We start from the raw sequence: 23,795 nt of genomic DNA, 5'->3' as shown, positions 1-23,795 counted from the left end.
AGCGGCCGGCGGCTCCTCGGAAGGAACACCCGAAAGTGAAGCTTCAGCGCAAGAACCGGCTTCGTGCCTCCGCCCTCGGGGCCCTCGTCGTGTCCGGCGCCCTGGTCCTCACGGCGTGCGGTTCGGACGACAACACGAAGACCGGCGCCGACGGCACCAAGAAGGCCTCGGCCCCCGCCCCCGGCGACGTCAAGTGCGACGGCGCCAAGGGCAAGCTCCTCGCCTCCGGCTCCTCCGCGCAGAAGAACGCGGTCGACCTGTGGGTGAAGAACTACATGGCCGCCTGCTCCGGCGTCGAGGTGAACTACAAGTCCTCCTCCTCCGGTGAGGGCATCGTCGCCTTCAACCAGGGCACCGTCGGTTTCGCCGGCTCGGACTCCGCGCTGAAGCCCGAGCAGGTCGAGGAGTCGAAGAAGATCTGCACCGGCGGCCAGGGCATCAACCTGCCGATGGTCGGCGGCCCCATCGCCCTCGGCTTCAACGTCTCCGGCGTGGACAAGCTGAACCTGGACGCCGCGACGATCGCCAACATCTTCAACGACAAGATCAAGAAGTGGGACGACGAGGCGATCAAGAAGCTGAACCCCGGCGTCACGCTCCCCTCCACCGCCATCCAGGCCTTCCACCGCTCCGAGGACTCGGGCACCACCGAGAACCTGGGCAAGTACCTCAAGGCCGCCGCCCCCGACGCCTGGTCCTACGAGGCCTCGAAGAAGTGGCCCGCCCCCGGCGGCCAGGCCGCCTCCGGCTCCGCCGGCGTCGCCTCCCAGGTCAAGGCCGTGGACGGCGCGATCGGCTACTTCGAGCTCTCGTACGCCACCTCCCAGAGCATCAAGACCGTCGACGTCAACACCGGCGCCGGCACCCCGGTCAAGGCCACCCCGGAGAACGCCTCCAAGGCCATCGCCGCCGCGAAGATCGCCGGCACCGGCTCCGACCTGGCCCTGAAGCTCGACTACACCACCAAGGCCGAGGGCGCGTACCCGATCGTCCTGGTCACGTACGAGGTCGTCTGCGACAAGGGCAACAAGCCCGAGACGCTCGGCACCGTGAAGTCCTTCCTCGAGTACACCTCCTCGGACGCGGGCCAGAAGGTCCTCACCGAGAACGGCTACGCGCCGATCCCGGCCGAGATCAACACCAAGGTCCGCGAAGTCATCAAGTCGCTGGCCTAGCAACACCCCTCCCGGCCCGGGGCCGATCCTCCGCCGATCGGCCCCGGGACCCGGGACCCTCCCCCTCCACCCGGGGGAAATCCGGTGCACCGCCGCCAGGGGGCCCGCCCCCCACACAGACCGGAAAGACCATGGCTTCCACCACATTCACCCAGACAGACGCGGCTCCGCCCGTCTCCTCGAGCACGAGGTCCACCGGCCGCGCCGGTGACAAGATCTTCGCGGGGCTCTCCAAGGGCTCCGGCATCCTGCTCCTGGTGATCATGGCGTCGATCGCCGCCTTCCTCACCTACCGGGCCACCATCGCGCTGTCGAAGAACGAGGGGAACTTCCTCACCACCTTCGACTGGAACGCCTCGGCCAACCCCCCCGTCTTCGGCATAGCCGTCCTCCTCTTCGGCACCGTCGTCAGCTCGATCATCGCGATGGTCATCGCGGTCCCGATCGCCGTCGGCATCGCCCTGTTCATCTCGCACTACGCGCCGCGCAAGCTGGCCTCGCCCCTCGCCTACGTGGTCGACCTGCTGGCCGCCGTGCCGTCGATCGTCTACGGCATCTGGGGCGCCCTCTTCCTGGTGCCGCAGCTGAACGGGCTGAACCTCTGGCTCGACGAGTACCTCGGCTGGACCTACGTCTTCGAGAAGACCCAGGTCGGCGTCGCCCGCTCGCTCTTCACCGTGGGCATCCTGCTCGCGATCATGATCCTGCCGATCGTGACCAGCGTCAGCCGCGAGGTCTTCCTCCAGGTCCCGCGCATGAACGAGGAGGCCGCCCTGGCCCTCGGCGCGACCCGCTGGGAGGTCATCCGGATGTCGGTGCTGCCCTTCGGCCGCTCCGGCGTGATCTCCGCCTCGATGCTGGGCCTCGGCCGCGCGCTCGGCGAGACCATGGCCGTCGCGACCGTCCTCTCCCCGAGCTTCCTCATCTCGCTGCACGTGCTGAACCCGGGCGGCGGCACCTTCGCGCAGAACATCGCCGCGAAGTTCGACGAGGCCAACGAGTTCGGCCGCGACGCGCTGATCGCCTCCGGCCTGGTCCTCTTCCTGCTCACCCTGCTGGTCAACGGCGCGGCCCGCCTGATCATCGCCCGTCGCAAGGACTTCTCGGGGGCGAACGCCTGATGAGCCACGCACTCCAGGACCAGCGCCCCGCCGGGGCCCGCCGCTCCTCCTCCCCCGCCGGACTGACCCGCGGCGGCCTGCCCCGCTGGGCACCGGCCGGCACCGCCGTCGCCTCCGCCGCGCTCGGCACCGGCACCGGCCTCCTCTTCGGCCTGCACAGCAAGATCCAGTGGGGCCTGATCGCGGCGCTGCTGTTCGTCGGGATCACGTACGCCTCCAGCGCGGTCGTCGAGAACCGCCGCCAGGCGAAGGACCGCGTCGCGACCTCCGTCGTCTGGGTCTGCTTCGTCCTCGCCGTCGTCCCGCTGCTCTCCCTGATGATCACCACCGTCAGCCGCGGCATCGGCGTCCTCGACGGCGACTTCCTGAGCCACTCCATGAACGGCGTGACCAGCTTCGAGCAGGGCGGCGGCGTCTACCACGCCCTCCTCGGCACGCTGGAGCAGGTCGGCCTGGCCACCCTGATCGCCGCGCCGATCGGCCTGCTGACCGCCGTCTACCTGGTCGAGTACGGCAAGGGCCGGCTCGCCAAGGCCGTCACCTTCTTCGTCGACGTGATGACCGGCATCCCCTCCATCGTCGCGGGCCTGTTCATCCTGACGACCTGGAACCTGATGCTCGGCTTCGGCCCCTCCGGCTTCGCCGGCGCGATGGCCCTGTCGATCCTGATGATGCCGGTCGTGGTCCGCTCCACCGAGGAGATGCTCAAGCTCGTCCCGAACGAGCTCCGCGAGGCCGCCCTGGCCCTCGGCGTGCCGAAGTGGCGCGTCATCCTGAAGGTGGTGCTCCCCACCGCCATCGGCGGCATCTCCACCGGTGTCATGCTGGCGGTGGCCCGCATCGCCGGTGAGACCGCGCCGATCATGCTGCTGGTCTTCGGCTCGCAGCTCATCAACGGCAACCCCTTCGAAGGCGCCCAGTCCTCGCTCCCGCTCTACATCTGGGAGCAGTACAAGGTCGGCAGTGAAGCCTCCTACGACCGGGCCTGGGCGGCAGCGCTCGTCCTGATCGCCTTCGTCATGATCCTCAACCTGGTGGCCCGCGGCATCGCCCGCTGGAAGGCCCCGAAGACCGGTCGCTAAGAGCGAGCCCATTAGCGGCTCCGCCGCGGTGACCAACTGAAAGCGAAGTGACCCTCATGGCCAAGCGAATCGACGTCAGCGGCCTCTCCGCCTTCTACGGCAGCCACAAGGCCATCGACGACATCTCGATGACCGTGGAACCCCGCTCCGTGACGGCCTTCATCGGCCCCTCCGGCTGCGGCAAGTCGACCTTCCTGCGCACCCTGAACCGCATGCACGAGGTCACCCCCGGCGGCCGCGTCGAGGGCAAGGTGCTGCTGGACGACGAGAACCTGTACGGCCCCGGCGTGGACCCGGTCGCGGTGCGCCGCACGGTCGGCATGGTCTTCCAGCGCCCCAACCCCTTCCCCACCATGTCGATCTTCGACAACGTGGCGGCGGGCCTGCGCCTGAACGGCAGCTACAAGAAGGCCGAGCTCGCGGACACCGTCGAGCGGTCCCTCAAGGGCGCCAACCTCTGGAACGAGGTCAAGGACCGCCTGAACAAGCCGGGCTCCGGCCTCTCGGGCGGCCAGCAGCAGCGCCTGTGCATCGCCCGCGCCATCGCGGTCGAGCCGCAGGTCCTCCTGATGGACGAGCCCTGCTCCGCCCTCGACCCGATCTCCACCCTCGCCATCGAGGACCTGATCGGGGAGCTGAAGGAGCGCTTCACGATCGTCATCGTGACGCACAACATGCAGCAGGCGGCCCGCGTCTCGGACCGCACCGCCTTCTTCAACCTGGCCGCCGTCGGCCAGCCGGGCAAGCTCGTCGAGATCGACGACACGGACCGGATCTTCTCCAACCCGTCCGTCCAGGCGACGGAGGACTACATCTCGGGCCGCTTCGGCTGATCGCCGGAACCCGCCTGGACGTCCTGCGGCGCTGCATGGCGGTGCCGCCGCAGGGCGAAAGAAAAGGGCCGGCTCCCCCTGGGTGGGGGGAGCCGGCCCGCTTTCGTACGGCGCTAAGGCGCTACACGAAGGCCAGGTTCACGATCCAGAAGCTGACCGCGGCCACCGCAGCCGCCGCCGGCATGGTGATGAACCAGCCCAGGATGATGTTCTTGGCGACGCCCCAGCGGACGGCGTTCACCCGCTTGGTCGCGCCCACGCCCATGATCGCCGAGGTGATCACGTGGGTGGTCGAGATCGGCGCGTGGAAGAGGAACGCCGAGCCGAACATGATCGAGGCACCGGTGGTCTCCGCCGCGAAGCCCTGCGGCGGGTCCAGCTCGATGATCTTGCGGCCGAGGGTGCGCATGATGCGCCAGCCGCCCGCGTACGTGCCCAGCGACAGCATCACGGCACAGGCGACCTTCACCCAGATCGGGATGGCCTCGTCGGCACCCTGGACATCGGCGATGACCAGGGCCATCACCACGATGCCCATCGTCTTCTGGGCGTCCTGGAGACCGTGGCCGAGCGCCATGCCGGCCGCCGAGACCGTCTGCGCGATGCGGAAGCCGCGCTTGGCCTTGTGCGGGTTGGCCCGGCGGAACATCCACAGGATGCAGACCATCACCAGATAACCGGCCACGAGACCGACGACCGGCGAGACGAACATCGGGATGACGACCTTCTCGACCACACCGGACCAGATGACCTCCGTCCCGCCGGCCAGCGCCGCGCCCACCATGCCGCCGAACAGGGCGTGCGAGGAGGACGACGGGAGACCGAAGTACCAGGTGATCAGGTTCCAGGCGATCGCGCCGACCAGGGCCGCGAAGAGGATCCACATGCCCTTGTTGCCGTGCGGGGTCTCGATCAGACCCTTGCTGACCGTCTTGGCCACCCCGCTGCCGAGGAAGGCGCCGGCCAGGTTCATCACGGCGGCCATCGCCAAGGCCGCGCGCGGGGTCAGGGCCCGCGTCGAGACGGAGGTGGCGATGGCGTTCGCGGAGTCGTGGAAGCCGTTCGTATACGTGAAGCCGAGCGCGACACCGATGGTCACGACCAGCGCAAAGGTGTCCACGGGGTTCAGGACTCCTTGACGGCGATGGTCTCCACCGTGTTCGCGACGTGCTCGAACGCGTCGGCGGCCTCTTCGAGGACGTCGACGATCTGCTTGAGCTTCAGCACCTCGATGGCGTCGTACTTGCCGTTGAAGAGCTGGGCGAGCAGCTTGCGGTGGATCTGGTCGGCCTGGTTCTCGAGACGGTTGACCTCGATCCAGTACTCGGTGAGGTTCTCCATCGTCCGCAGGTGCGGCATGGCCTCGGCGGTCAGCTCGGCGGCCCGCGCCAGCACCTCGATCTGCTGCTCGACGCCCTTGGGCAGCTCCTCCACGTTGTAGAGGACGACGAGGTCGACCGCTTCCTCCATGAAGTCCATGATGTCGTCGAGCGACGAGGCGAGGCTGTAGATGTCCTCGCGGTCGAACGGCGTGATGAAGGAGGAGTTCAGCTGGTGGAAGATCGCGTGGGTGGCGTCATCCCCAGCGTGTTCCGCCGCCCGCATCCGCTCCGCGATCTCGGCCCGGGCGGAATGTTCCGCTCCGAGCAGTTCCATCAGGAGCTTGGAGCCCGTGACGATGTTGTCCGCGGATGCGGCGAACATGTCGTAGAAGCTCGTCTCCCTGGGGGTCAGACGAAATCGCACGTGAGGTCCTCGGGGTGCATTGGATTCGGTCAGGCTGATGCTAGGCGCATCCCCCGGCCACGGCTAACCGGCGGTTCCCCAGTGTCCTCCATCAGGCAGAGTGGGGGTTACGGACCCCTGTCCCCCCGGCCCGGGCGACGTACCCTATACCCACGAGGGGTATAACCCCTCTTTCCGGACCACGGGAGGACCGATGACGACCATCGAGGCGGAGGGCTCCGGAGCCGTCCACGGCTACCACCACCAGAAGGACGAGCACCTCAAGCGGCTGCGCCGGATCGAGGGCCAGATCCGCGGCCTCCAGCGCCTGGTCGACGAGGACGTGTACTGCATCGACATACTCACGCAGGTGTCGGCCAGTACGAAGGCCCTCCAGTCCTTCGCCCTCCAACTGCTGGAGGAGCACCTGCGCCACTGCGTCGCGGACGCCGCCGTCAAGGGCGGTACCGAGATCGACGCGAAGGTGGAGGAGGCCACGAAGGCCATCGCGCGCCTGCTGCGCAGCTGACCCGGCGCGCGCCGGTACGGGGTCCGGGGGCGCGGCCCCCGGCAACGGCGCCGCCGGGACCGCCCCGGGCCGCCCGGAGCTACAGGCGGATCCCCATCAGCACCTCGTCGATCCGGTCCTGGCTCAGCCGTTCCTCGGCCGCCGCCGAGGCCGCGATGATCAGCTCACCGCACAGCTCGATCTCGGCGAGCGCCACGTGGTCCTGCACCGTCATGCCGCCTGCGGGAGTCACGCGTGTCACCTCTCTCTGCCGCCCTCGCCCGTCGGCGCTCGGCATCCCAGCCTAGGGAGCGGGCCTCTCGCCGCGCATGACACGGATGGACCATTTCCGGATAGCGGGGCCATGGCCCGGAGGCGCCGGTTCACCCCGCCCGGCAGGCTATTCGGCGATCTTCCCGGCGTAAATGTCCCCGCTTGGGGGCAATACGACGGTCACCGGAGTCCCGAATCCGTAGAGCAGCGTGGTGGAGGACACATCGATCACGCCATTCTTGACGTACGTGAACCGGTGCCGGACCTTGCGCAGACGCCCCTCCTCGTCGAGGTAGGCGTCGAACGGCACGCTGTCCTTGCTGAACCCTTTCGCCGCCGCCTCCAGGGCCCCCTTGGTCTCCGGCGAGGCCCTCCGCGCGGCCTCCGCGATGTCCGTCGTACCCCGGTAGTGCCGCACCTTGGTGCCGGCCAGCTCGGTCTCGCCCACGTACGTCACCTCCCGCGCGCCCCGCAGCAGCTCGGCCGCGGCCACCGGATCGGTGGCACCGCCGGTGACGAGGTTCCCGTCGGAGAGGGTGGCGGTGTCGAGCCGGACCCACTTGTCGTCGGGGACTCCGGCGCCCCGGTTCTTCATGTAGAGCGCGCCGGGGACGAGCAGCTCGGTGATGGGCCGGTGCTCGGCCTGACCCTTCACGTCGGCGGGGAGCATCACCAGCAGCTGGCCCATCCGCTTGCGGAAGTCGACCCCGCCCTCGCCCCGGATGGTGACCCGGGTGCCGCCGGTCGCCATCTCCATCGCCGTACGGGCCTTCGCGCTCCCGGCGGCGGTCAGCGCGTCGGCGGCGCCGCGGACCGCGGCGGCCGGGTCGCCCGGGGGCCGGCCGTCACCGCCGCGGGAGCCCGTGCCGGAACCGCCGCCGGCGTCCGTGCCGCTCGCCGCTCCGCACGCGCTCAGCGCCGCGACGGCCACCGCCGCACAGACCGCGAGCACCGCCTCACCCGCACGCCTTCTCCGTCGCCTGTGCTGGTGCACCACCATCGCCTGCCAACCCCCAACGCGAGACCGCTGTTTGCCCGAGGCCCCCACCCGCTCCGGTTAACGAGGTCCGGGGTTTCCCGTAACGGGCCGCCCAGCTGCCGGGGCCGTACCGGACGGGCCCGCGCCCGGGTACGGTGGAGGGGTGGATCAGCACACGAAGGCGACGCCGCTCGCTCCGCTTACCGCTGTGCCCCTGCCGCGGGGCCGCGCGGAACCCGCACAGCCGCCCGCCGGCCACTCCACGAGCACCGCGGAACGCGGCTCCTTCTGCCTGGCCGTGTGCAGCTGCGGCTGGAAGGGGCCGGCCCGCCGCTCCCGTGACCTGGCCCGCAGGGACGCGACCCTGCACACCTCGGGATAGCCGCGGCGCGCCTTCGTCCGTTCGGACGCCCCGGCTGGCCGGGGCCCCCGCGAGCGGTTGCTCTGGTTCCATGCCAGGTACCGCACGCTCCCTCGCGGCCCTCCTCTGGGCCCTGCTGCTCGCGCTCACCCCGGCCGCGGCTGCCTGGGCCCGCCCGGTGGGGTCGGTGGACGGACCGGCCGACGTGGCGCTGGCCATCGGGGTCACCACCGCGGCGGCCGTGGCCACCGGGCTGTGGCTGCGTTCCCGCTACCGCCGCGACGGCACGGAGCCGGAGCATCCGGGCGGGGACGGCGAGGGCGGCGACCCGTGACGCCGCGCCCGCGCCCGGTGGCGGTGCGCCTGTGCTTCGGCGCCGCGGGGCTGTGCCTGCTGGTGGCGCTCCTGCTCGCGCTCTGGAACCCCTGAGCCGTCCGGGCGGGGCCGCGCCTACGCGGCGAGGTCGCTCTCGGCCGGGCGCTGCGCCAGCTCGACCGGGCGCGCCACCACCCGCTCGGGAGCCCGTACCAGCCGCCCGAGGCGCGGCGCGCGCGCGACGGCCCTGACCACCGGGGCCAGCGCCGCCATGGCGAGCGGGGCGAGCAGCAGGACGACGGCGGTGCCGAGCGCGAACCCGCCGATGACGTCGGTCGGGTAGTGCACCCCGAGGTAGACCCGGCACAGCCCCTCGGCGAGCGCCAGGCCGATCCCCACGAGCCCGAGCCGGCGGTTGACCAGGAACACTCCGACGCCGAGGGCCATCCCGAGGGTGGCGTGGTCGCTGACGAAGGAGAAGCCGGGGACGGGCGCGCCCGCGCCGCCGAGCACTTCCAGGCCGTCGTGCTGGAGGAACGGCCGGGGCCGGGCGACGAACTGACGCAGCGGTACGTTCACCAGCAGGGCGACGCCGGCGGCGAGGGGCGCCCACACGAGCGCGGCGAACGACTCGGCGGCGGTCGTCTCGTCCTGCCGCCTGGTGCCGCGCCAGCACCACAGCACGAGCAGGACCATGGCCAGCGGCAGTCCGTACGAGCCGGTGAAGGCCACGGCGCGGTCGAACCAGTCCGGGGCGCGCCGGGACAGGGCGTTGATTCCGTACAGCAGGCTGACATCCACATTCGGCCCACCGGTCGTGAGTCCAGCCATGCGCCGCGGCCCCTTGCCTGCCTAGGTCCCCTGCGGGCGCACGACGGTGTGCGCCCCTTCAACCCCCCAGCCGATCAACCCCCGTGACCATGGAACGCCCGTTCTGCCTGGGACGTTCCACCCTCCACCGAATGATCACTCCAACGTTATCCAAGAGTGACTCGTCGTCGCAGCTCAGGGCCTCGGCTTCACGGAGAGTCACTAAGACTTGGGAGCCGTCCCGGCCGGCTCCGGAAGGGCCGCGGCACCATCCTTGGTCACCCGGGTCGCTCCGAAGTAGTCAGGGGTGTCGATCTTGTCGAAACGGATGACCGCGCCGGTGTACGGGGCGTTGATCATGTAGCCGCCCCCCACGTACATCCCGACGTGGCGGATCTCCCGAGAGTTCGTCAGATCGTCGGAGAAGAAAACCAGATCACCGGGGAGCAGCTCCTCGCGCGAGGGGTGCGACCCGGCGTTGTACTGGTCGTTGGCCACGCGCGGCAGCTCGATCCCCACGCTCTCGTACGCCGCCTTGGTCAGCCCGGAGCAGTCGAACCGCCCGTCCTGGTCGGCCGTCCCGTTGCCGCCCCACAGGTACGGCGTCCCGAGCTGCTTCTGCGCGAAGTACATGGCGCCGCTGGCCTGCTGGGAGGGCGCGAGCCGGGCAACGGGCCGCGCGAAGCTCTTCTCCAGGGAGCGGATGGCCTTCACGTAGCCCTGGGTCTCGCTGATCGGCGGCACGCCCCCCGCCTTGATGACGCGGTAGGGGCCGGCGTTGTAGGCGGCCAGCATGTTGTCGGACCGGTCGCCCGGCACCCCCGCGACGTCCTTGGCGAGCTGGCAGTCGTAGGTGGCCGCCGAGGGGATGGCGTCCCTCGGGTCCCAGATGTCGCGGTCCCCGTCACCGTCGCCGTCGACCCCGTACGTGGCCCAGGTCTCCGGGATGAACTGGGCGATGCCCCGCGCGTCGGCATGGCTGATCGCGTCGGGCTTCCAGTGGCTCTCGGTGTACAACTGGGCCGCCAGCAGCGCCGGATTGAGCGCGGGGCAAAGGTTTCCCCACTTCTCCACCAGTGGCTGGTAGACCGCCGGCACCGCGCCCTTCACCAGCCCGACCGCGCCCTGCCGGGCACCGCTCGCGATGCCCGCCGCCGCCGAGTAGGTGCCGACGACCAGCAGCGCGACGAAGGTCAGGCACACGCCGATCCCGATCCCGCTCGCCATCCAGAACTTGCGCACCCGTCAACACTGCCTCATGACGGCCCGCCTGACAGCGCATTCGCCAGTCAGTTCCGGCACTATTTCACCGGAAAGCCGGTGCAGTAGACACTGCTGTACTCCTGGACCCCACGGACCCGGTAGACCAGCACGGTCCAGTCGCCGGGATCGTTGGCGGTCGGGATGCCCGGGAACTTCTTCCGCGTCCCCGCGTTGTCCACGAGCTCCGTGACGAAGTCGTCCGGATACGTGAGCTCCACCGAACCGCCGGTCGCCGGATTCTTGAGGTCGACCGGCCGGCTCGTGTAGCCGATGCTGTGGTTGTAGTCGCGGACCGCCTCGAAGGGCCGCCGGGTGCTCTCGTCGATCTCGTGCGGCGGTTTCACGCCCACGGAGACGGCGTAGGTGCCCTTCTCCGTGTTGTGCTGCTTCAGGAAGACCCGGATCCTGACCTTGCCCGAGACCGTCGGCGCCTGCGGATCGTCGGCGTCGACGACGGACGCCAGCAGGAACTCCGCCCGCTCCTCGTTGGGCAGGTTGCAGCCGCCCGTACTGCTGCTCCACAGGTCCCGCGACACCTTGTTCGGCTCGATGTGGTCGGGCACGGCGCCCGGCACGCCGGCCCCGGCCGGGGCGGCCGGGCTCGCAGCCGGCTGCCCGGCGGAGGACGGCGCGGCCGCGGAAGGCCCGGCGCCGCCCGGCGCGGCCGAGGAGGCCCCGGCGCCGCCCGGCGGGGCGGCGGCCCGCCCCCCTCCGCCGGCCTCCTCGCCCTTGCCGTTCCCGCTCATCAGGTACCCGCCCGCGACGAGTCCCCCCGCCACCAGCCCGGCGACGGCCGCCAGCGCCCAGCGCGGGGCCCGGCGGGCGCCCGTACCGGCGGGCACCGGGGCCGCCGCCGGTACGTACGTCGGCACGTACCCGGAACCGGCGGCGCCGAGCCCCGGACCGATGGTCGACGGCAGCGCCGGCACCCGCGCCGCCCCGCCGCCGGCGGCCGTCAGGGCCGCGTACACCGGGTCGTCGACCAGCGCCGCGTCCACCGCGCAGCGGCGGATGACCTCGGCCAGGGCGGGCCGCCCGCCCGGCTCCTTCGCCACGCAGGCCCTGATCAGCGCGGCCAGTTCCGGCTCCACGCCCTCGACGTCGATCTCGCCGTGCGCCGCGCGGAAGTTGACCGCCGTCGGCTCGCCGGTGCCGTACGGGGACCGCCCGGTGGCCGCGTACGCGAGGGTGGCGCCCAGGGCGAAGACGTCCGCCGCGTCCGCCACCTCGCCGCGCAGCAGCACCTCGGGGGCCGTGTAGCCGGGGGTGCCCGGGGCGGTGCCGGCCTGCGTCAGGGCCGTCTCGGCCACGCCCTTGGCGATCCCGAAGTCGATGAGCTGCGGCCCCTGCGCGCCCAGGATGACGTTCTGCGGCTTGAGGTCCCGGTGCGTGACCCCGTACGCGTGCACGCTCGCCAGGCCCTCCGCCAGCGCGGCGAACAGCCTGCGGCAGGAGTCGGCGGGCAGGGCGCCGAAGCCGCCCACCGCGTGACTGAGCGTCGGCCCGGCCACGTACTCGGTGGCCAGCCAGTACGGCGGGGCCGCCAGCGAGGCGTCGATCAGGTTCGCGGTGTAGGCCGACCGCACCGCGCGCACCGTCTCGGCCTCCCGGCGGAACCGCGCGAGGGCCTCAGGGTGCCCGGTGATCTCGTCCTTGATCACCTTGATGGCCACCAGGCGGCCGCCCGGGGACCGCCCGAGATACACCTGCCCCATGCCTCCGGCCCCCAGCCGGGCCAACAGCGTGTGCGCCCCTATGTGGGCGGGGTCGGTCTCTCTCAGGGCCTCCATCCGGTCGAGGGTGCCATACCGACTTCCCCGCGGGAAACGGGGGTTGGCTTCAGCGGGGGGCCACGAACAGGCTCTGCGCGCCCCGCCCGACCGGCCCCTTCTCGTCGTGCAGGCGGGAGTCCGCGAGGCCGATCCCCGCCGCGTCCACGCTCGTACGGGCCTCCACGCACACCCACTCGCCCACCGGATGGCGGTGCAGGTGGACGGTGAGGTCCCCGTTGACGAAGACGAACCGGCCGAAGTCCATCACCGCGCTGATCCCGTTGCCCGAGTCGGCGGCCACCAGCACCCGGTCCAACGGCCGGACCTCCTCCCCCGCCACGAGCGGCACCCGCATCCGCATCCAGCAGGTCCCCGGCCCCCGCTCGGCGAAGGCGCCCTCCGTGAAGCGGGTCTCCACCGAGGAGTGGTAGCCCGTCTCCCACGGCACGGGAAAGAACGGCGTCACCCCCACCTCCCCGGGCGGCGGCACCACCGCCGCCGGGACCACCGCCGGCACCGGCTCCCCGGACACCCGGATCCGCAGCGCCCGCGCCAGCATCACCGGCGGCCCGCCCGCCGGGGCGAGGGCCGCCTCGACCAGCTCGGTGCCGCGCCCGGCCCGCAGCACCGAGGCGGTCACCTCCAGCTCCCCGATCGGCACCGGGCGCAGGATCTCGTACGTGATCCGGGCGATCCTCATGTCCGCCCGCGCACCGGGCCGTTCCTCGACGGCCCGCCCCAGCAGCGCGGCCGGCGGTCCGGCGTGCTGGGAGCCCGGGTCCCACGGCCCGCGCGTCGCCTCCGTGGCCAGGAAGCGGCCCTCGCCGAGCCGCTCGTAGAACCCGTCCTCAGCATCCATGCCCCGGCACGTTACCCACAGGTAACCCGGGATGCCAGACCCGGCACGGCTCAGCGCGCGAAACCCAGCCCGACCCCCAGCCCCACCAGCACCGACCCGATCGCCCGGTTCAGCGTCTTCTGCGCCCGCAGCATCCGGTCCCGCAGCCGCGAATCGGAGAAGAACAGCGCCACCGCCCCGAACCACACCAGGTGCGCCGCCGACATGAACAGCCCGTACCCCGCCTGCTGCCACGCCGAGGTGTCCGGGTTGACCACCTGGGTGAACGTGGACACCACGAACAGCGTCGTCTTGGGATTCAGCACATTGGTCAAGAACCCCGACCGCAGCGCCCCCGCCCGCGTCAGCCCCGGCTTCGACTCCAGGTCCACGGTCAGCTCCGCCCGCGCCCGGAAGGTACGGATGCCGATCCACACCAGGTACGCCGCGCCCGCCAGCTTGATCGCCGTGAACAGGGCGGTCGACGAGGCGATCAGCAGACCGACCCCGAGCATCGTGTACGACACGTGCACCAGCACCCCGGCCGCGACTCCCGCCGCCGCGAACAGGCCCGTCGGCCGCCCGTACAGATAACTGTTCCTGACCACCATCGCGAAGTCCGCACCGGGACTGATCACGGCGAGCAGGGTGATGACGGCAACTGCGATCACTTCTGTCATGTACGGATGCTCGCCGCCCCCTCCCGACGGATCAAGACGCTCCGGTCACAATGGAAGGGTGTCCACCACCCCACTGCCCCTCCTCCAGGCCGACTGCTCCACCTGCTTCGCCCTGTGCTGCGTCGCGCTGCCCTTCGCCAAGTCCGCCGACTTCGCCGCAAACAAGACCGCCGGCACCCCCTGCGAGAACCTCCGGCAGGACTTCCGCTGCGGCATCCACACCCGGCTGCGCGACGAAGGGTTCCAGGGCTGCACCGTCTTCGACTGCTTCGGCGCCGGCCAGCAGATCTCCCAGGTCACCTTCGAGGGCCGCGACTGGCGCACCCACCCCGAGACCCGCGAGGCCATGTTCGAGGCCTTCCCGGTCATGCGGCAGCTGCACGAACTGCTCTTCTACACCGCCGAGGCGCTCACCCGCCCCGCGGCCGCCCCCCTCCACCCGGCCCTGCGCACGGCCCTCGCCAGGACCGAGGCCCTCACCCGCGCCGACGCCGCCACCCTCACCGCCCTCGACGTCCCGGCCCTGCGCCAGGAGATCAACGCCCTGCTCCTCGAGACCAGCGAGCTGGTCCGCGCCAAGACGCCCGGCCGCAAGAAGAACCACCGCGGCGCCGACCTGATGGGCGCCCGCCTCCGCGGCGCCGACCTGCGCGGGGCCAACCTGCGCGGCGCCTACCTGATAGCCGCCGACCTCAGCCGCGCCGACCTGCGCGGCGCCGACCTGATCGGCGCGGACTTCCGCGACGCCGACCTGCGCGGCGCCGACCTGCGCGACACCCTCTTCCTCACCCAGCCCCAGCTGGGCGCCGCCCGCGGCAACCCCGCCACCCGCATCCCCGCACACCTCACCCGCCCCGCGCACTGGCTCCCCGCGTAACACGCCGCCCGCACACACCGCCGATCCCTCCGGCGCCCGCCCGGCGCCGATGCGCCCCCCGCGCCTCCGTACGCTCCCCCGCTGCCCCGGACTCCCCCGGTTAGTCCGAACGGCCAGCCCTCGGAAGGCCCCGCGCACGGCGGGCCGACAATCATTGCCCGGGGTCACCCCCCGTGATACACAGAGTGACCTGCTCAGGGTGCGCATACGGGGCGCGGGCCGAGAGAACGGGTAAAGAGACCGGCCAAGTCGACGACGGCGCCGGTTTCATCAGCGAAGATAGTGCGTGACCCCTGCCGTCGGGCACGGGCTACCGGAACTACCCTTACAGGGGCGGTGAGTTACATGATCCTGGCAGCTGAAAAGGGCGACATCACCACCATCATCGGCGGAATCGCCCCGAACTGGGGGCCGTTCGGCAGCCTCGGCAACGAAGCGAAGGTCATGATCGAGGTGGTCATGGCCGTCGCGATCCTCCTCTGCCTCGGCATCGCCATCTGGGGCGCCGCCAAGCAGCGCATCGGCGCGACCGCCCTGCGCGACACCTTCAGCGCCGAACAGGGCAAGGGCCTGATCGTGGCCGGCCTCACCGGCGTCTTCATCATCGGCTCCCTCGGCACCCTCTTCACCATCGTCTACGGGATGGCCGTCTAGCCGGATCGCCGCACCCGGCCGCACCCTGATGAGGAATCACCACACCGCGCCTGAGCGGAAACGAGCGCTACCGTCGTACGACGCGGAGGGGGCGGACACGCAATGAGCAACGACGACCAGTACGGCGGCGGCAGCGGCCACGCCGAGGTCGGCGGCACGGGCCAGACCCGCACCCGGCTCCCGGACCTGCCCTCCGAGGCGTACGGCGGCCCGCGCCGCAACCCCCGCTCCTCCCGCGGCCTGATCACCGTGGTCGGGGTGGTGGTCCTGCTGATCGCCGCCATCGCGTTCGCGAACCGGTCCCAGGACCCCCCGCCCGACGCCTCCCCGTCCTCCGACAAGCCCCCGGCCGCCGACTCCACCGCCCCCACCGGAACCGCCCCGGTCACCGGCAAGGCGGCCGGCATCCCCTCGGGCTTCGCCCACGACGAGCAGGGCGCCCAGTCGGCGGCCGCCAACTACACGGTGGCCCTCGGCTCCGACGGCATGCTCAAGAAGGACGTCCGGCACGCGCTCGTGGACGGCATCTACACCCCCGAGGCCGCGGCACGGCGCAAGGGCACCCAGGACGCGGCGTACTCCCCCGCGTTCCTCGCCACCCTCGGACTCGACGCGAACGGCAACGCCCCGCAGGGCAGCACCTTCGTCACCCGCGCCGTCCCCGTCGGCACCCGCGTCGAGGGCTACAGCCCCACCACCGCCAAGATCGCGGTCTGGTACACCGGCCTCGTCGGCATGTCCGGCCCCAAGTCCACCAGCCCGGTCCGCACCACCTGGAAGACCTGGACCTTCGAACTGACCTGGACCGCGGACGGCTGGAAGGTCGCCTCCGACAGCCAGCAGGACGGCCCCGCCCCGGTCCCCGGCGACGTCCCCGCCTCCACGTCCGACGACATCAGCAAGGCCGTCCAGGAGTTCGGAGGGTTCACCTATGCCCGGTAGCCGCCGCCCCGACAGCGGTACGAGGACCAGCCGGGCACCGCGCGGCGCGGCCGCCCGTACCGCCGCCGCCCTGGCCGCCGTACAGACGGCGCTCGTCCTGCTGTCCGCCCGGGCCTACGCCGCCCCCAGCCCGACCCCGACCCCGTCGGGCACCCCCTCGGGCTCACCCTCCGCCACCCCGTCACCCTCCAAGTGCGAAGGCGTCATCGGCCCGCTCAAGGAGGACTGCGAACGCCAGGTCGGCAACACCCCCGGCACCGCACCCGGCACCGGCCTCTCGCCGAACAGCCCCCCGGACGCCATCAACCCCCTCGCCTCCCTCGCCAAGGGCTGCGCCGACGCCGCCGCCTGGATCGTCGGCAAGCTCAGCGAAGCGGTCAAGAGCACCGCCAACGTCGACTTCACCAACCCCGCCTTCCTCCAGCAGTACGCCGTCGTCTTCGCCGCCTCCACCGTCCTGACCCTCGTCCTGTGGCTGCTGGCCGTCGCCAAGCGCGCCATCCGCGGCGTCCCCCTCAGCACCGCCCTCTCCGAGGCCATCGGCTTCCTCTGGCTGACCGTCCTCGCCTCCGCCTTCACCCCGCTGATCCTCTACACCGTCGTCTCCGCCACCGACGGCATCACCGAGGTCATCGCCGCCGCCACCGGCAGCCAGACCGACGTCTTCTTCGGCTCCTTCGCCGAAGCCCTCAAGAAGGGCGAGGACATCGGCGGCGGCCCGATCATGCTGGTCGTCGTCTCCCTCGTCACCGTCCTGGCCGCCGGAGTGCTCTGGCTGGAGCTCGTCATCCGCGCCGCCCTGCTCTACGTCGGCGCCCTCCTCGGCACCGTCGTCTACGCCGGACTCGTCGACCGCAACATGTGGGGCCACGTCCGCCGCTGGGCCGGCATCATGATCGCGGTCATCCTCGTGAAACCGGTCATCGTGATCGTCCTCGGCCTCGCCGGAGCCCTCGCCGGCGACAAGGGCCCCAACGCCTTCTCCGCCGTCGTCTCCGGCCTCGCCATCATCCTCCTGGCGATCTTCGCCTCGGCGATGATCTACCGCTTCGTCCCCGGCTTCGGCGACGAGATCGCCGCCGCCCGCACCAACCGTTCCAAGGCCACCGACGGCGCCCAGGCCGCAGCCGTCATCAGCTCCCCGGCCTCCCTCGTCTCCCAGGGCATCAAGACCCACAGCAGCCGCGGCGGCTCCCACCGCGCCACCGGCGGCAACACCGGCGGCGGCGACGCCAACCAGATCTCCGGAGGCATGGCCGCCCACAGCAGCCGCCGCTCCGGCAGCGGATCCGGCGGCGGGAACGTCCCCCCCGCCGCACCCCCGCCCCGCACTGGCTCGAGTACGAGGAACACAGGAGGTGACGGGCGTTGACGTCCCAGTCCCACCAGCTCCACCCGGTCGCGCCCCGCCGTACGTATCTCATCGGCCGGGCCCGGCCGAACGCGATCGTCGGCAAGAACCGCGAAACCGGCGAAATCGCACTGATCATCACCGGCGCCTTCTTCGGCATGATGAGCGGACTGCTCGTCCCCCACCTCACCCTGCGCATCGTCAGCCTCGTCGGCTTCCCCCTGCTCGCCCTCGCCGCCGTGTACGTCCCCTACAAGGGCCGCACCTTCTACCGGTGGTTCGAGATCAGCCGCAGCTACAAGCGCATCCTGCGGCGCGGTACGACGTACCGATCGGGCGCCGTCGAAGCCGGCACCCGCGCCATCGACGGCCGCGAGGTCGAGGTCGGCCCGCCCCCCGGCATCGGCCGCATCAACTGGCTCGCCGCCCCCTTCGGCCCCGACGAGATCGCCGTCCTCCTGCACGCCGACCGCAGAACCGTCACGGCCGCCATCGAGATCGAGGGCCCCGGCGTCGGCCTGCGCGACAGCGAGGACCAGGAAGCCCTCGTCGACCGCTTCGGCACCCTCCTCAAGCACGTCGCCAACGGCGACGGCTTCGTCACCCGCATCCAGATGCTCGCCCGCACCCTCCCCGCCGACCCCGACGCCCACGCCAAGGACGTCGCCCAGCGCGGAGACACCCACGCCCCGGCCTGGCTGCGCGACTCCTACGACCAGCTCCAGTCGATGGTCTCCACCTCCTCGGAGCAGCACCGCGCCTACCTCGTCGCCTGCATGCACTACACCCGCGAGCTCGCCGCCGAAGCCAACGCCATCGCCCGCGCCGGCGGCCACAAGGGCCGCAAGCTCGACCGCGACTCCGGCCTCGCCATCGTCATGGCCCGCGAGCTCACCGACATCTGCGCCCGCCTCGCCGAAGCCGACATCCGCGTCCGGCAGCCCCTCGGCCAGGGACGCCTGTCCTCCCTCGTGCACTCCATGTACGATCCGGACCACCCCATCGACCACATCCAGGCCATGACCAAGCGCAACGCCTGGCCGGCGGAACTCGACGCCGTGGAGCCCACCTACCTCCAGGCCAAGACCCGCGAATCCTCCACCCGCGCCCCCTGGTGCCACGCCACCGCCTGGGTGAAGGAATGGCCGATGACCCCGGTCGGCGTCAACTTCCTCGCCCCCCTCCTCGTCCACACCCCGGACGTCATCCGCACCGTCGCCGTCACCATGGACCTCGAACCCACCGAGATCGCCATCGAGCGCATGCTCACCGAGAAGACCAACGACGAGGCCGACGCCTCCCGCGCCGCCAAGATGAACCGCACCGTCGACCCCCGCGACATCGCCGCCCACGGCCGCCTCGACCAGAGGGGTGAAGATCTCGCCAGCGGCGCTGCCGGAGTCAACCTCGTCGGGTACATCACGGTGTCCTCGCGTTCACCCGAGGCCCTCGCCCGCGACAAGCGCACCATCCGCGCCTCCGCCGGCAAGTCCTACCTGAAGCTCGAATGGTGCGACCGCGAGCACCACCGCGCCTTCGTCAACACCTTGCCGTTCGCCACCGGCATCCGACGCTAGCTGGAGGGAAGTGCCGCCCATGCGAGATCCCATGTCCGCGCTGACGGACGCCTTCACCAGCTTCCTCTTCGGCAAGGTCGAGACCACCCGCCTGCCCGTCCGCACCTCCACCGGCCAGGCCCAGGCCGTCTACCTGCCCACCGCCGCCCCCGGCCTCGGCGACTCCGGCGTGATCATCGGCCGCGAGGTCTACAGCGGCAAGGGCTACATCTACGACCCCTTCCAGCTCTACGGCCAGCAGCTCCCCGCCCCCCACTGGCTCGTCCTCGGCGAGTCCGGCAACGGCAAGTCGGCGCTCGAGAAGACGTACGTCCTGCGCCAGCTCCGCTTCCGCGACCGGCAGGTCGTCGTCCTCGACGCCCAGGGCGAGGACGGCGTCGGCGAATGGAACCTCATCGCCCAGCAGCTGGGGATAACCCCCATCCGCCTGGACCCCGTCGCCGCCAACGACGACGGGATCCGCCTCAACCCCCTCGACCCGGCGATCACCACGACCGGACAGCTCGCGCTGCTCCGCACCATCATCGAAGTCGCCATGGGCCACGGCCTCGACGAACGCTCCGGCTTCGCCCTCAAGGTCGCCCACGCCTACGTCGTCGAGACCATCCAGGACCGCCAGCCCGTCCTCACCGACATCGTGGAACAGCTGCGCCACCCCGAAGCCGAATCGGCGCTGGCCATGAACGTCGACATAGACGACGTCCGGGCCTGGGGCCTCGACGTGGCCCTCGTCCTCGACCGCCTCGTCGACGGCGACCTGCGCGGCATGTTCGACGGCCCCACCACCGTCGGCATCGACCTCGACGCCCCGCTGATCGTCTTCGACCTCTCCCACATCGACCGCAACTCCATCGCCATGCCCATCCTCATGGCGATCGTCGGCGTGTGGCTGGAACACACCTGGATCCGGCCGGACCGCAAGAAGCGCATCTTCCTCGTCGAAGAGGCCTGGCACATCATCAACAGCCCCTTCGTCGCCCAGCTCTTCCAGCGCCTCCTCAAGTTCGGCCGCCGCCTCGGCCTCTCCTTCGTCGCCGTCGTCCACCACCTCTCCGACGTCGTCGACGGCGCCGCCGCGCGCGAGGCCGCCGCCATCCTCAAAATGGCCTCCACCCGCACCATCTACGCCCAGAAGGCCGACGAGGCCCGCGCCACCGGACGCGTCCTCGGCCTGCCCCGCTGGGCCGTGGAAATCATCCCCACCCTCACCCCCGGCATCGCCGTCTGGGACGTCAACGGCAACGTCCAGGTCGTCAAACACCTGATCACCGAAACCGAACGCCCCCTCGTCTACACCGACCGCGCGATGACCGAGTCCTCCACCCCCGAGCAGCTCCCCGACGAACTGCTGGCCGCCGAACTCGAAGCGGAGGAACGAGCCCTGTACATCGAACGCCAGCGGGGCTCCGGCCCCGGATCAGCGACCACGGTGGCCTGACCATGCCCGACGCGAGACGTACGGAACCCCCCGCGCGCGCCGGCGGCGTCCCCGACGGGGTCCTCGTCGGCCTCCTGGCCTTCCTCCTCGGCCTCGCCGTCCTGGTCTGGTCGGCCACCGGCCTCGCCGCCCTCTTCACCAAGGGCGCCTGGCCGGACACCGTCACCTTCACCCGCACCCCGGAAGCCGTCCGGGCCCTGATAACGCAACCCCACGACCTCGCGGGGGCCTGGCCCGACACCGACCCGGCGGCCCTCCCCGGATGGGGGCTCTTCTGGGGCCTGTTCATCAGCCAGCTGCTGGTCCTACTGGTCCTGACGATCTTCACCATGGGCGTCGTGGCCCGTACGAAGGCCCGCCGCGCCCGCGCCGGACACCAGCCGGGCGACACCGGCCCCGACCCCGCCCCTGCCCAGGCCCCGGCACCGACCGCGCCGCCGGGCCAGGTGCCGGGCGACCCCCGCGCCCACGCCTCGGCACCGGCGGCGACCGCACCGGGTCACCCCGGCCCGGCACCGGCACCCCCCGCCCCCGGGGGCCGGACCCCGCTCCCCGGCCCGGCACACGCCCCGGCCCGGGCAACGGCCGCACCCGCCGCGCACGCCCCGGTCTCCGCCCCGGCACCGGCGCCCGTACCCGCACCGGCCAGCCCGCCCCGGAAGCCGACCCCGGCCCGCTACACCACCGCCGGCCAGGCCCCCGCACCGGCCGGGGACGCCTACCGCTATGGGTTCGGCTACGCCCCGGCACCGTCGACCGCCCCGGCCCCCCGCCTCGCCTACGGCGGCCCGGCCGAACGCCACCGCCTCGCCGCCCAGGCCCTCTCCGCCGCCGAGGGCGCCGCCCTGGTGGTCACCTCGTCCCCCGCACTGTGGTCGGAAACCAAGGACGCGCGGGCGAAACTCGGGCCGGTCCTCCTCTACGACCCCTCGCACCTGTGCGACACCCCGGCCCGGATGCACTGGAACCCCGCCGACGGCTGCGCCGACCGCGACACCGCCGCCGCCCGGGCGGTCGCCCTGCTGGCCCCCGTACGCCCCCAGGCCCGCCTGGACAGCGCCGTCGCCGACACCGCCGAGACCCTCCTGCGCAGCTGGCTCCAGGCCGCCGCCCTCGACGGCCTCCCCTTCAAGCACCTGGCCCGCTGGGCCCAGGGCAACAGCGCCCAGGACCCGGTCCGCACCCTGCGCACCCACCCCCGGGCCGCTGCCGGCGCGGCCGGTGAACTCGAGAGCGCGCTCACCGCACACCCCGAACGCCGCGACCAGGCCCAGCAGCTGACGGCCCGCGCCCTGTCCTGCCTGACCTCGATCCACATCCGCGAGGCCTGCAACCCGAACCGTACGGATTCCCTCACCCTGGCATCGTTCGCCGCCGAAGGGGGCACCCTTTACGTGCTGGGCGAACCCCTGGAGGACCCCCGCACCCACCCGGGTGCGATGCCCCTTCTGACCGCACTCGCCGCAGACGTGGTCGAGCACGGCCGCCGCATGGCCGCACGGTCATCCCACGGCCGGCTCGACCCACCACTGACCCTGGTCCTGGAGGACGTGGCGGCCGTCGCCCCGCTCCCCCAGCTCCCGGACCTCCTCCACGACGAGGCCCTCCCCCTGCTGGCGCTCTGCCGCAGCCGCGAACAGGCCCGCTCCCGCTGGCCGAACGTCCCCCTGGACCCGCCCCGCTGACGCCACCGGACCCCGCTTCACCGCTCGAGGACGTACTCGCGCTCCTCGGCCCCCGACTCCAGCTCCACCACGCGCCCGCTCGCCACGAACCCGAACCGCCGGTAGAAGGCGGCCGCACGCAGGTTCTCCTCGTGCACGAAGAGCCGTATGCGCTCCGGCACCGGCGCCTCCAGCCCCCGCGCCCACTCCACAGCGGCCGTGAACAGCGCCTCGGCGAGCCCCTTACCCCGCCGCCCTTTCCGTACGAACACCCCCACGACATGCGCCTGGTGCTTCTCCACGGGCAGGCCGAAGAAGTCGGTGCTCCCCTCCTCCTCGACGAGCACGCTCACCGACCCGTCCCACTCCCCGTCGGGCCCCTCCGCGACGAACTGCCGCGCGACCCGCCCGTGCGAGGCCCCCCGCGCCCGGGCCTGCCAGAACTCGTCCGGCCGTTCCTCCGCCTGCTCCAGCGTCTCCAGGAACGCCACCGGCGCCGCCGGGTCCCGCAGGGCGTCGAGCCTCAACGCCTTGACCCGCTGCCACTCGTCGGCCCGTACGGCCCGCACCACGTACTGATCCATAATCGCGGATCCTAGCGACCCGCTTGGTGCACACTGCACCCATGCATCCGCACGCCCGGGCGCTCGCCCACGTCACCGCCCTCTCCTCCGGCCCCCCTTTGGACCCGGCCCTCACGGTCACGCTCAACTTCCACCCGGACCGCGTCAGCGACGACCGGCCGATCCTCACCGCTCTGGCCGAGGAGGGCGTCTACCGCTCGCAGTTCGTGACGGGCACCAGCAACGGCGGCCTCACCGCCCGCCCCGGCGGTGCCCGCTGGCACTGGGAGAGCCGTATCTTCGGCGGCGCCTACGACGACGCGCCCGCCGAGGGCCGCCCGGTGTACGGCGCCCTCAACTTCCGCCACAACCCGGCCGGCGCCGCTCCCCGCTTCGGATCCGCCCACTTCCGTCTCCGCCCGGAAACCCTGGCCCGCACCACCTTCTGCTACCCGGACAGCTACCTGGAGCCCGAGTCCTTCGGCGTGGCCGACCGCATGTCGCTGATCCCCCTGGCCCTGGCCGACGACCAGGACGCGCTCGACGACTACATCGAGGCCCAGGTCCACACCCCGGTACGGCTGGACCACGACGTCGCGGCCCTCGTCCTCGACCCCAGCTACCGCGACACCGAGGTCGAAGCCGCCGCCGCGAAGCTCCCCTGCCCCACGGAATGGCACCCGGGCTTCCGCCTCACGGTCACCGAACTCCGCCGTCACCCGGACTACCGCGGCCAGGACTTCGTCGACCTCGGCTGCGCCCTCGCCGTCGGCGACGTCCTCACCCCGCGCATCCTCGGCGAGGCCGCCCGCACGGGCCGTTACGACGAGCAGGCCCTGAAGCGCGTCTGGCACTACCTGGCCCGTTTCGGCTCTCAGGCATAAAGACCCGCGTAAAGCCCCGTAAACGCAGAAAAGCCCCGCACCAGAAGGTGCGGGGCTTTCCCACAATGATTGTTCGGCGGCGTCCTACTCTCCCACAGGGTCCCCCCTGC

25 protein-coding genes are annotated in these 23,795 nt (G+C 71.7%); 15 read left to right on the top strand and 10 right to left on the bottom strand.

The annotated features are described in order from the left end of the window. Positions 1–35 precede the first annotated feature (35 nt). The 4 genes from pstS (at position 36) to pstB (ending at position 4,211) form a co-directional block, all read left to right on the top strand. Positions 36–1,175 carry a phosphate ABC transporter substrate-binding protein PstS gene (gene pstS, locus ACZ4WZ_RS30245; protein WP_467895535.1) on the top strand — a complete coding sequence of 380 codons (1,140 nt, stop codon included), beginning with the start codon at positions 36–38 and terminating at the stop codon, positions 1,173–1,175. Between the two features lie 131 nt (positions 1,176–1,306). Continuing rightward, the gene (gene pstC, locus ACZ4WZ_RS30240) at positions 1,307–2,296 is read left to right on the top strand and encodes a phosphate ABC transporter permease subunit PstC (protein WP_388945887.1); all 990 of its coding nucleotides are present in this window, start codon (positions 1,307–1,309) and stop codon (positions 2,294–2,296) included. Continuing rightward, positions 2,296–3,378, top strand: coding sequence for a phosphate ABC transporter permease PstA (gene pstA / locus ACZ4WZ_RS30235; RefSeq protein WP_467895532.1), 1,083 nt, complete (start codon positions 2,296–2,298; stop codon positions 3,376–3,378). Before pstC ends, pstA begins: the two co-directional genes overlap by 1 nt. 56 nt (positions 3,379–3,434) lie before the next feature. Beyond that, positions 3,435–4,211 carry a phosphate ABC transporter ATP-binding protein PstB gene (pstB, locus tag ACZ4WZ_RS30230; RefSeq protein WP_467895529.1) on the top strand — a complete coding sequence of 259 codons (777 nt, stop codon included), beginning with the start codon at positions 3,435–3,437 and terminating at the stop codon, positions 4,209–4,211. Between the two features lie 121 nt (positions 4,212–4,332). On the opposite strand, the gene ACZ4WZ_RS30225 is transcribed toward pstB, so the two are convergent. After that, entirely contained in the window at positions 4,333–5,331 is a 999-nt protein-coding gene (locus tag ACZ4WZ_RS30225) for an inorganic phosphate transporter (RefSeq protein WP_467895526.1), read from the bottom strand. 5 nt (positions 5,332–5,336) lie between these two features. Next, a complete protein-coding gene (locus ACZ4WZ_RS30220; protein WP_388945876.1) occupies positions 5,337–5,957 on the bottom strand; it encodes a DUF47 domain-containing protein in 621 nt (206 codons plus the stop codon). Positions 5,958–6,150: 193 nt separating this feature from the next. On the opposite strand from ACZ4WZ_RS30220, the gene ACZ4WZ_RS30215 reads away from it, so the two are divergent. Continuing rightward, entirely contained in the window at positions 6,151–6,465 is a 315-nt protein-coding gene (locus ACZ4WZ_RS30215; RefSeq protein ID WP_042801353.1) for a metal-sensitive transcriptional regulator, read from the top strand. A gap of 79 nt (positions 6,466–6,544) precedes the next feature. On the opposite strand, the gene ACZ4WZ_RS30210 is transcribed toward ACZ4WZ_RS30215, so the two are convergent. Further along, positions 6,545–6,697: a hypothetical protein gene (locus tag ACZ4WZ_RS30210; RefSeq protein ID WP_467895684.1), complete on the bottom strand. Its 153-nt coding sequence runs from the start codon at positions 6,695–6,697 to the stop codon at positions 6,545–6,547. 147 nt (positions 6,698–6,844) lie between these two features. Next, a complete protein-coding gene (locus ACZ4WZ_RS30205) occupies positions 6,845–7,717 on the bottom strand; it encodes an SCO4651 family lipoprotein (RefSeq protein ID WP_467895521.1) in 873 nt (290 codons plus the stop codon). Positions 7,718–7,859: 142 nt separating this feature from the next. Here ACZ4WZ_RS30205 and ACZ4WZ_RS30200 point away from each other — a divergent pair, with 142 nt between their 5' ends. Beyond that, positions 7,860–8,078: a hypothetical protein gene (locus ACZ4WZ_RS30200; protein WP_467895519.1), complete on the top strand. Its 219-nt coding sequence runs from the start codon at positions 7,860–7,862 to the stop codon at positions 8,076–8,078. Between the two features lie 70 nt (positions 8,079–8,148). Then, a complete protein-coding gene (locus ACZ4WZ_RS30195) occupies positions 8,149–8,391 on the top strand; it encodes a hypothetical protein (RefSeq protein WP_467895516.1) in 243 nt (80 codons plus the stop codon). Between the two features lie 116 nt (positions 8,392–8,507). On the opposite strand, the gene ACZ4WZ_RS30190 is transcribed toward ACZ4WZ_RS30195, so the two are convergent. From ACZ4WZ_RS30190 to ACZ4WZ_RS30170, 5 genes are all read right to left on the bottom strand, one after another. Continuing rightward, positions 8,508–9,203 (bottom strand): phosphatase PAP2 family protein, encoded by a 696-nt coding sequence (locus ACZ4WZ_RS30190; RefSeq protein WP_467895513.1) that lies wholly within the window; start codon positions 9,201–9,203, stop codon positions 8,508–8,510. Positions 9,204–9,404: 201 nt separating this feature from the next. Further along, positions 9,405–10,424 (bottom strand): C40 family peptidase, encoded by a 1,020-nt coding sequence (locus ACZ4WZ_RS30185; RefSeq protein ID WP_467895510.1) that lies wholly within the window; start codon positions 10,422–10,424, stop codon positions 9,405–9,407. Positions 10,425–10,483: 59 nt separating this feature from the next. Further along, positions 10,484–12,235, bottom strand: a complete 1,752-nt coding sequence (locus tag ACZ4WZ_RS30180) for a serine/threonine-protein kinase (protein ID WP_467895507.1) — start codon at positions 12,233–12,235, stop codon at positions 10,484–10,486. 49 nt (positions 12,236–12,284) lie between these two features. Next, positions 12,285–13,076: a thioesterase family protein gene (locus ACZ4WZ_RS30175; protein ID WP_467895504.1), complete on the bottom strand. Its 792-nt coding sequence runs from the start codon at positions 13,074–13,076 to the stop codon at positions 12,285–12,287. A gap of 50 nt (positions 13,077–13,126) precedes the next feature. Continuing rightward, positions 13,127–13,735 carry a LysE family translocator gene (locus tag ACZ4WZ_RS30170; protein ID WP_388945857.1) on the bottom strand — a complete coding sequence of 203 codons (609 nt, stop codon included), beginning with the start codon at positions 13,733–13,735 and terminating at the stop codon, positions 13,127–13,129. Between the two features lie 58 nt (positions 13,736–13,793). Between ACZ4WZ_RS30170 and ACZ4WZ_RS30165 the strand changes: the two genes are divergently transcribed. From ACZ4WZ_RS30165 to ACZ4WZ_RS30135, 7 genes are all read left to right on the top strand, one after another. Then, complete coding sequence (locus ACZ4WZ_RS30165) at positions 13,794–14,612, top strand: pentapeptide repeat-containing protein (protein WP_467895501.1); 819 nt, start codon at positions 13,794–13,796, stop codon at positions 14,610–14,612. Between the two features lie 345 nt (positions 14,613–14,957). After that, positions 14,958–15,266 carry a hypothetical protein gene (locus ACZ4WZ_RS30160; RefSeq protein ID WP_008742356.1) on the top strand — a complete coding sequence of 103 codons (309 nt, stop codon included), beginning with the start codon at positions 14,958–14,960 and terminating at the stop codon, positions 15,264–15,266. A gap of 102 nt (positions 15,267–15,368) precedes the next feature. After that, the gene (locus ACZ4WZ_RS30155; protein ID WP_467895498.1) at positions 15,369–16,208 is read left to right on the top strand and encodes a DUF8175 domain-containg protein; all 840 of its coding nucleotides are present in this window, start codon (positions 15,369–15,371) and stop codon (positions 16,206–16,208) included. After that, positions 16,198–17,580, top strand: coding sequence for a hypothetical protein (locus tag ACZ4WZ_RS30150; protein WP_467895495.1), 1,383 nt, complete (start codon positions 16,198–16,200; stop codon positions 17,578–17,580). The genes ACZ4WZ_RS30155 and ACZ4WZ_RS30150 overlap by 11 nt, the downstream gene beginning before the upstream one ends. Continuing rightward, a complete protein-coding gene (locus tag ACZ4WZ_RS30145) occupies positions 17,577–19,136 on the top strand; it encodes an SCO6880 family protein (protein ID WP_467895492.1) in 1,560 nt (519 codons plus the stop codon). The genes ACZ4WZ_RS30150 and ACZ4WZ_RS30145 overlap by 4 nt, the downstream gene beginning before the upstream one ends. A 19-nt stretch (positions 19,137–19,155) precedes the next feature. Next, positions 19,156–20,574, top strand: coding sequence for an ATP-binding protein (locus ACZ4WZ_RS30140; RefSeq protein ID WP_388945844.1), 1,419 nt, complete (start codon positions 19,156–19,158; stop codon positions 20,572–20,574). Between the two features lie 2 nt (positions 20,575–20,576). Then, positions 20,577–22,259 (top strand): type VI secretion protein, encoded by a 1,683-nt coding sequence (locus tag ACZ4WZ_RS30135; protein ID WP_467895489.1) that lies wholly within the window; start codon positions 20,577–20,579, stop codon positions 22,257–22,259. A 17-nt stretch (positions 22,260–22,276) separates the two neighbouring features. Here the strand turns inward: ACZ4WZ_RS30135 and ACZ4WZ_RS30130 are convergent, their stop codons facing one another. Then, the gene (locus ACZ4WZ_RS30130; RefSeq protein ID WP_467895486.1) at positions 22,277–22,822 is read right to left on the bottom strand and encodes a GNAT family N-acetyltransferase; all 546 of its coding nucleotides are present in this window, start codon (positions 22,820–22,822) and stop codon (positions 22,277–22,279) included. Positions 22,823–22,863: 41 nt separating this feature from the next. Here ACZ4WZ_RS30130 and ACZ4WZ_RS30125 point away from each other — a divergent pair, with 41 nt between their 5' ends. Then, positions 22,864–23,685, top strand: coding sequence for a DUF3626 domain-containing protein (locus tag ACZ4WZ_RS30125; protein WP_467895483.1), 822 nt, complete (start codon positions 22,864–22,866; stop codon positions 23,683–23,685). The last annotated feature ends 110 nt before the right edge of the window (positions 23,686–23,795 follow it).

Source organism: Streptomyces sp. NPDC029122, assembly GCF_055569445.1.
Note: the sequence above shows the minus strand (reverse complement) of the source record. Positions and strands in the feature narration are given on the sequence as shown.

What these genes read in the sequence shown, in the direction of transcription:
- pstC (WP_388945887.1), top strand. Translation starts at nt 1,307, where the DNA reads ATGGCTTCCACCACATTCACCCAGACAGACGCGGCTCCGCCCGTCTCC.
- pstA (WP_467895532.1), top strand. Translation starts at nt 2,296, where the DNA reads ATGAGCCACGCACTCCAGGACCAGCGCCCCGCCGGGGCCCGCCGCTCC.
- pstB (WP_467895529.1), top strand. Translation starts at nt 3,435, where the DNA reads ATGGCCAAGCGAATCGACGTCAGCGGCCTCTCCGCCTTCTACGGCAGC.
- ACZ4WZ_RS30215 (WP_042801353.1), top strand. Translation starts at nt 6,151, where the DNA reads ATGACGACCATCGAGGCGGAGGGCTCCGGAGCCGTCCACGGCTACCAC.
- ACZ4WZ_RS30205 (WP_467895521.1), bottom strand. Translation starts at nt 7,717, where the DNA reads ATGGTGGTGCACCAGCACAGGCGACGGAGAAGGCGTGCGGGTGAGGCG.
- ACZ4WZ_RS30195 (WP_467895516.1), top strand. Translation starts at nt 8,149, where the DNA reads ATGCCAGGTACCGCACGCTCCCTCGCGGCCCTCCTCTGGGCCCTGCTG.
- ACZ4WZ_RS30190 (WP_467895513.1), bottom strand. Translation starts at nt 9,203, where the DNA reads ATGGCTGGACTCACGACCGGTGGGCCGAATGTGGATGTCAGCCTGCTG.
- ACZ4WZ_RS30180 (WP_467895507.1), bottom strand. Translation starts at nt 12,235, where the DNA reads ATGGAGGCCCTGAGAGAGACCGACCCCGCCCACATAGGGGCGCACACG.
- ACZ4WZ_RS30175 (WP_467895504.1), bottom strand. Translation starts at nt 13,076, where the DNA reads ATGGATGCTGAGGACGGGTTCTACGAGCGGCTCGGCGAGGGCCGCTTC.
- ACZ4WZ_RS30170 (WP_388945857.1), bottom strand. Translation starts at nt 13,735, where the DNA reads ATGACAGAAGTGATCGCAGTTGCCGTCATCACCCTGCTCGCCGTGATC.
- ACZ4WZ_RS30160 (WP_008742356.1), top strand. Translation starts at nt 14,958, where the DNA reads ATGATCCTGGCAGCTGAAAAGGGCGACATCACCACCATCATCGGCGGA.
- ACZ4WZ_RS30155 (WP_467895498.1), top strand. Translation starts at nt 15,369, where the DNA reads ATGAGCAACGACGACCAGTACGGCGGCGGCAGCGGCCACGCCGAGGTC.
- ACZ4WZ_RS30150 (WP_467895495.1), top strand. Translation starts at nt 16,198, where the DNA reads ATGCCCGGTAGCCGCCGCCCCGACAGCGGTACGAGGACCAGCCGGGCA.
- ACZ4WZ_RS30140 (WP_388945844.1), top strand. Translation starts at nt 19,156, where the DNA reads ATGCGAGATCCCATGTCCGCGCTGACGGACGCCTTCACCAGCTTCCTC.
- ACZ4WZ_RS30135 (WP_467895489.1), top strand. Translation starts at nt 20,577, where the DNA reads ATGCCCGACGCGAGACGTACGGAACCCCCCGCGCGCGCCGGCGGCGTC.
- ACZ4WZ_RS30130 (WP_467895486.1), bottom strand. Translation starts at nt 22,822, where the DNA reads ATGGATCAGTACGTGGTGCGGGCCGTACGGGCCGACGAGTGGCAGCGG.
- ACZ4WZ_RS30125 (WP_467895483.1), top strand. Translation starts at nt 22,864, where the DNA reads ATGCATCCGCACGCCCGGGCGCTCGCCCACGTCACCGCCCTCTCCTCC.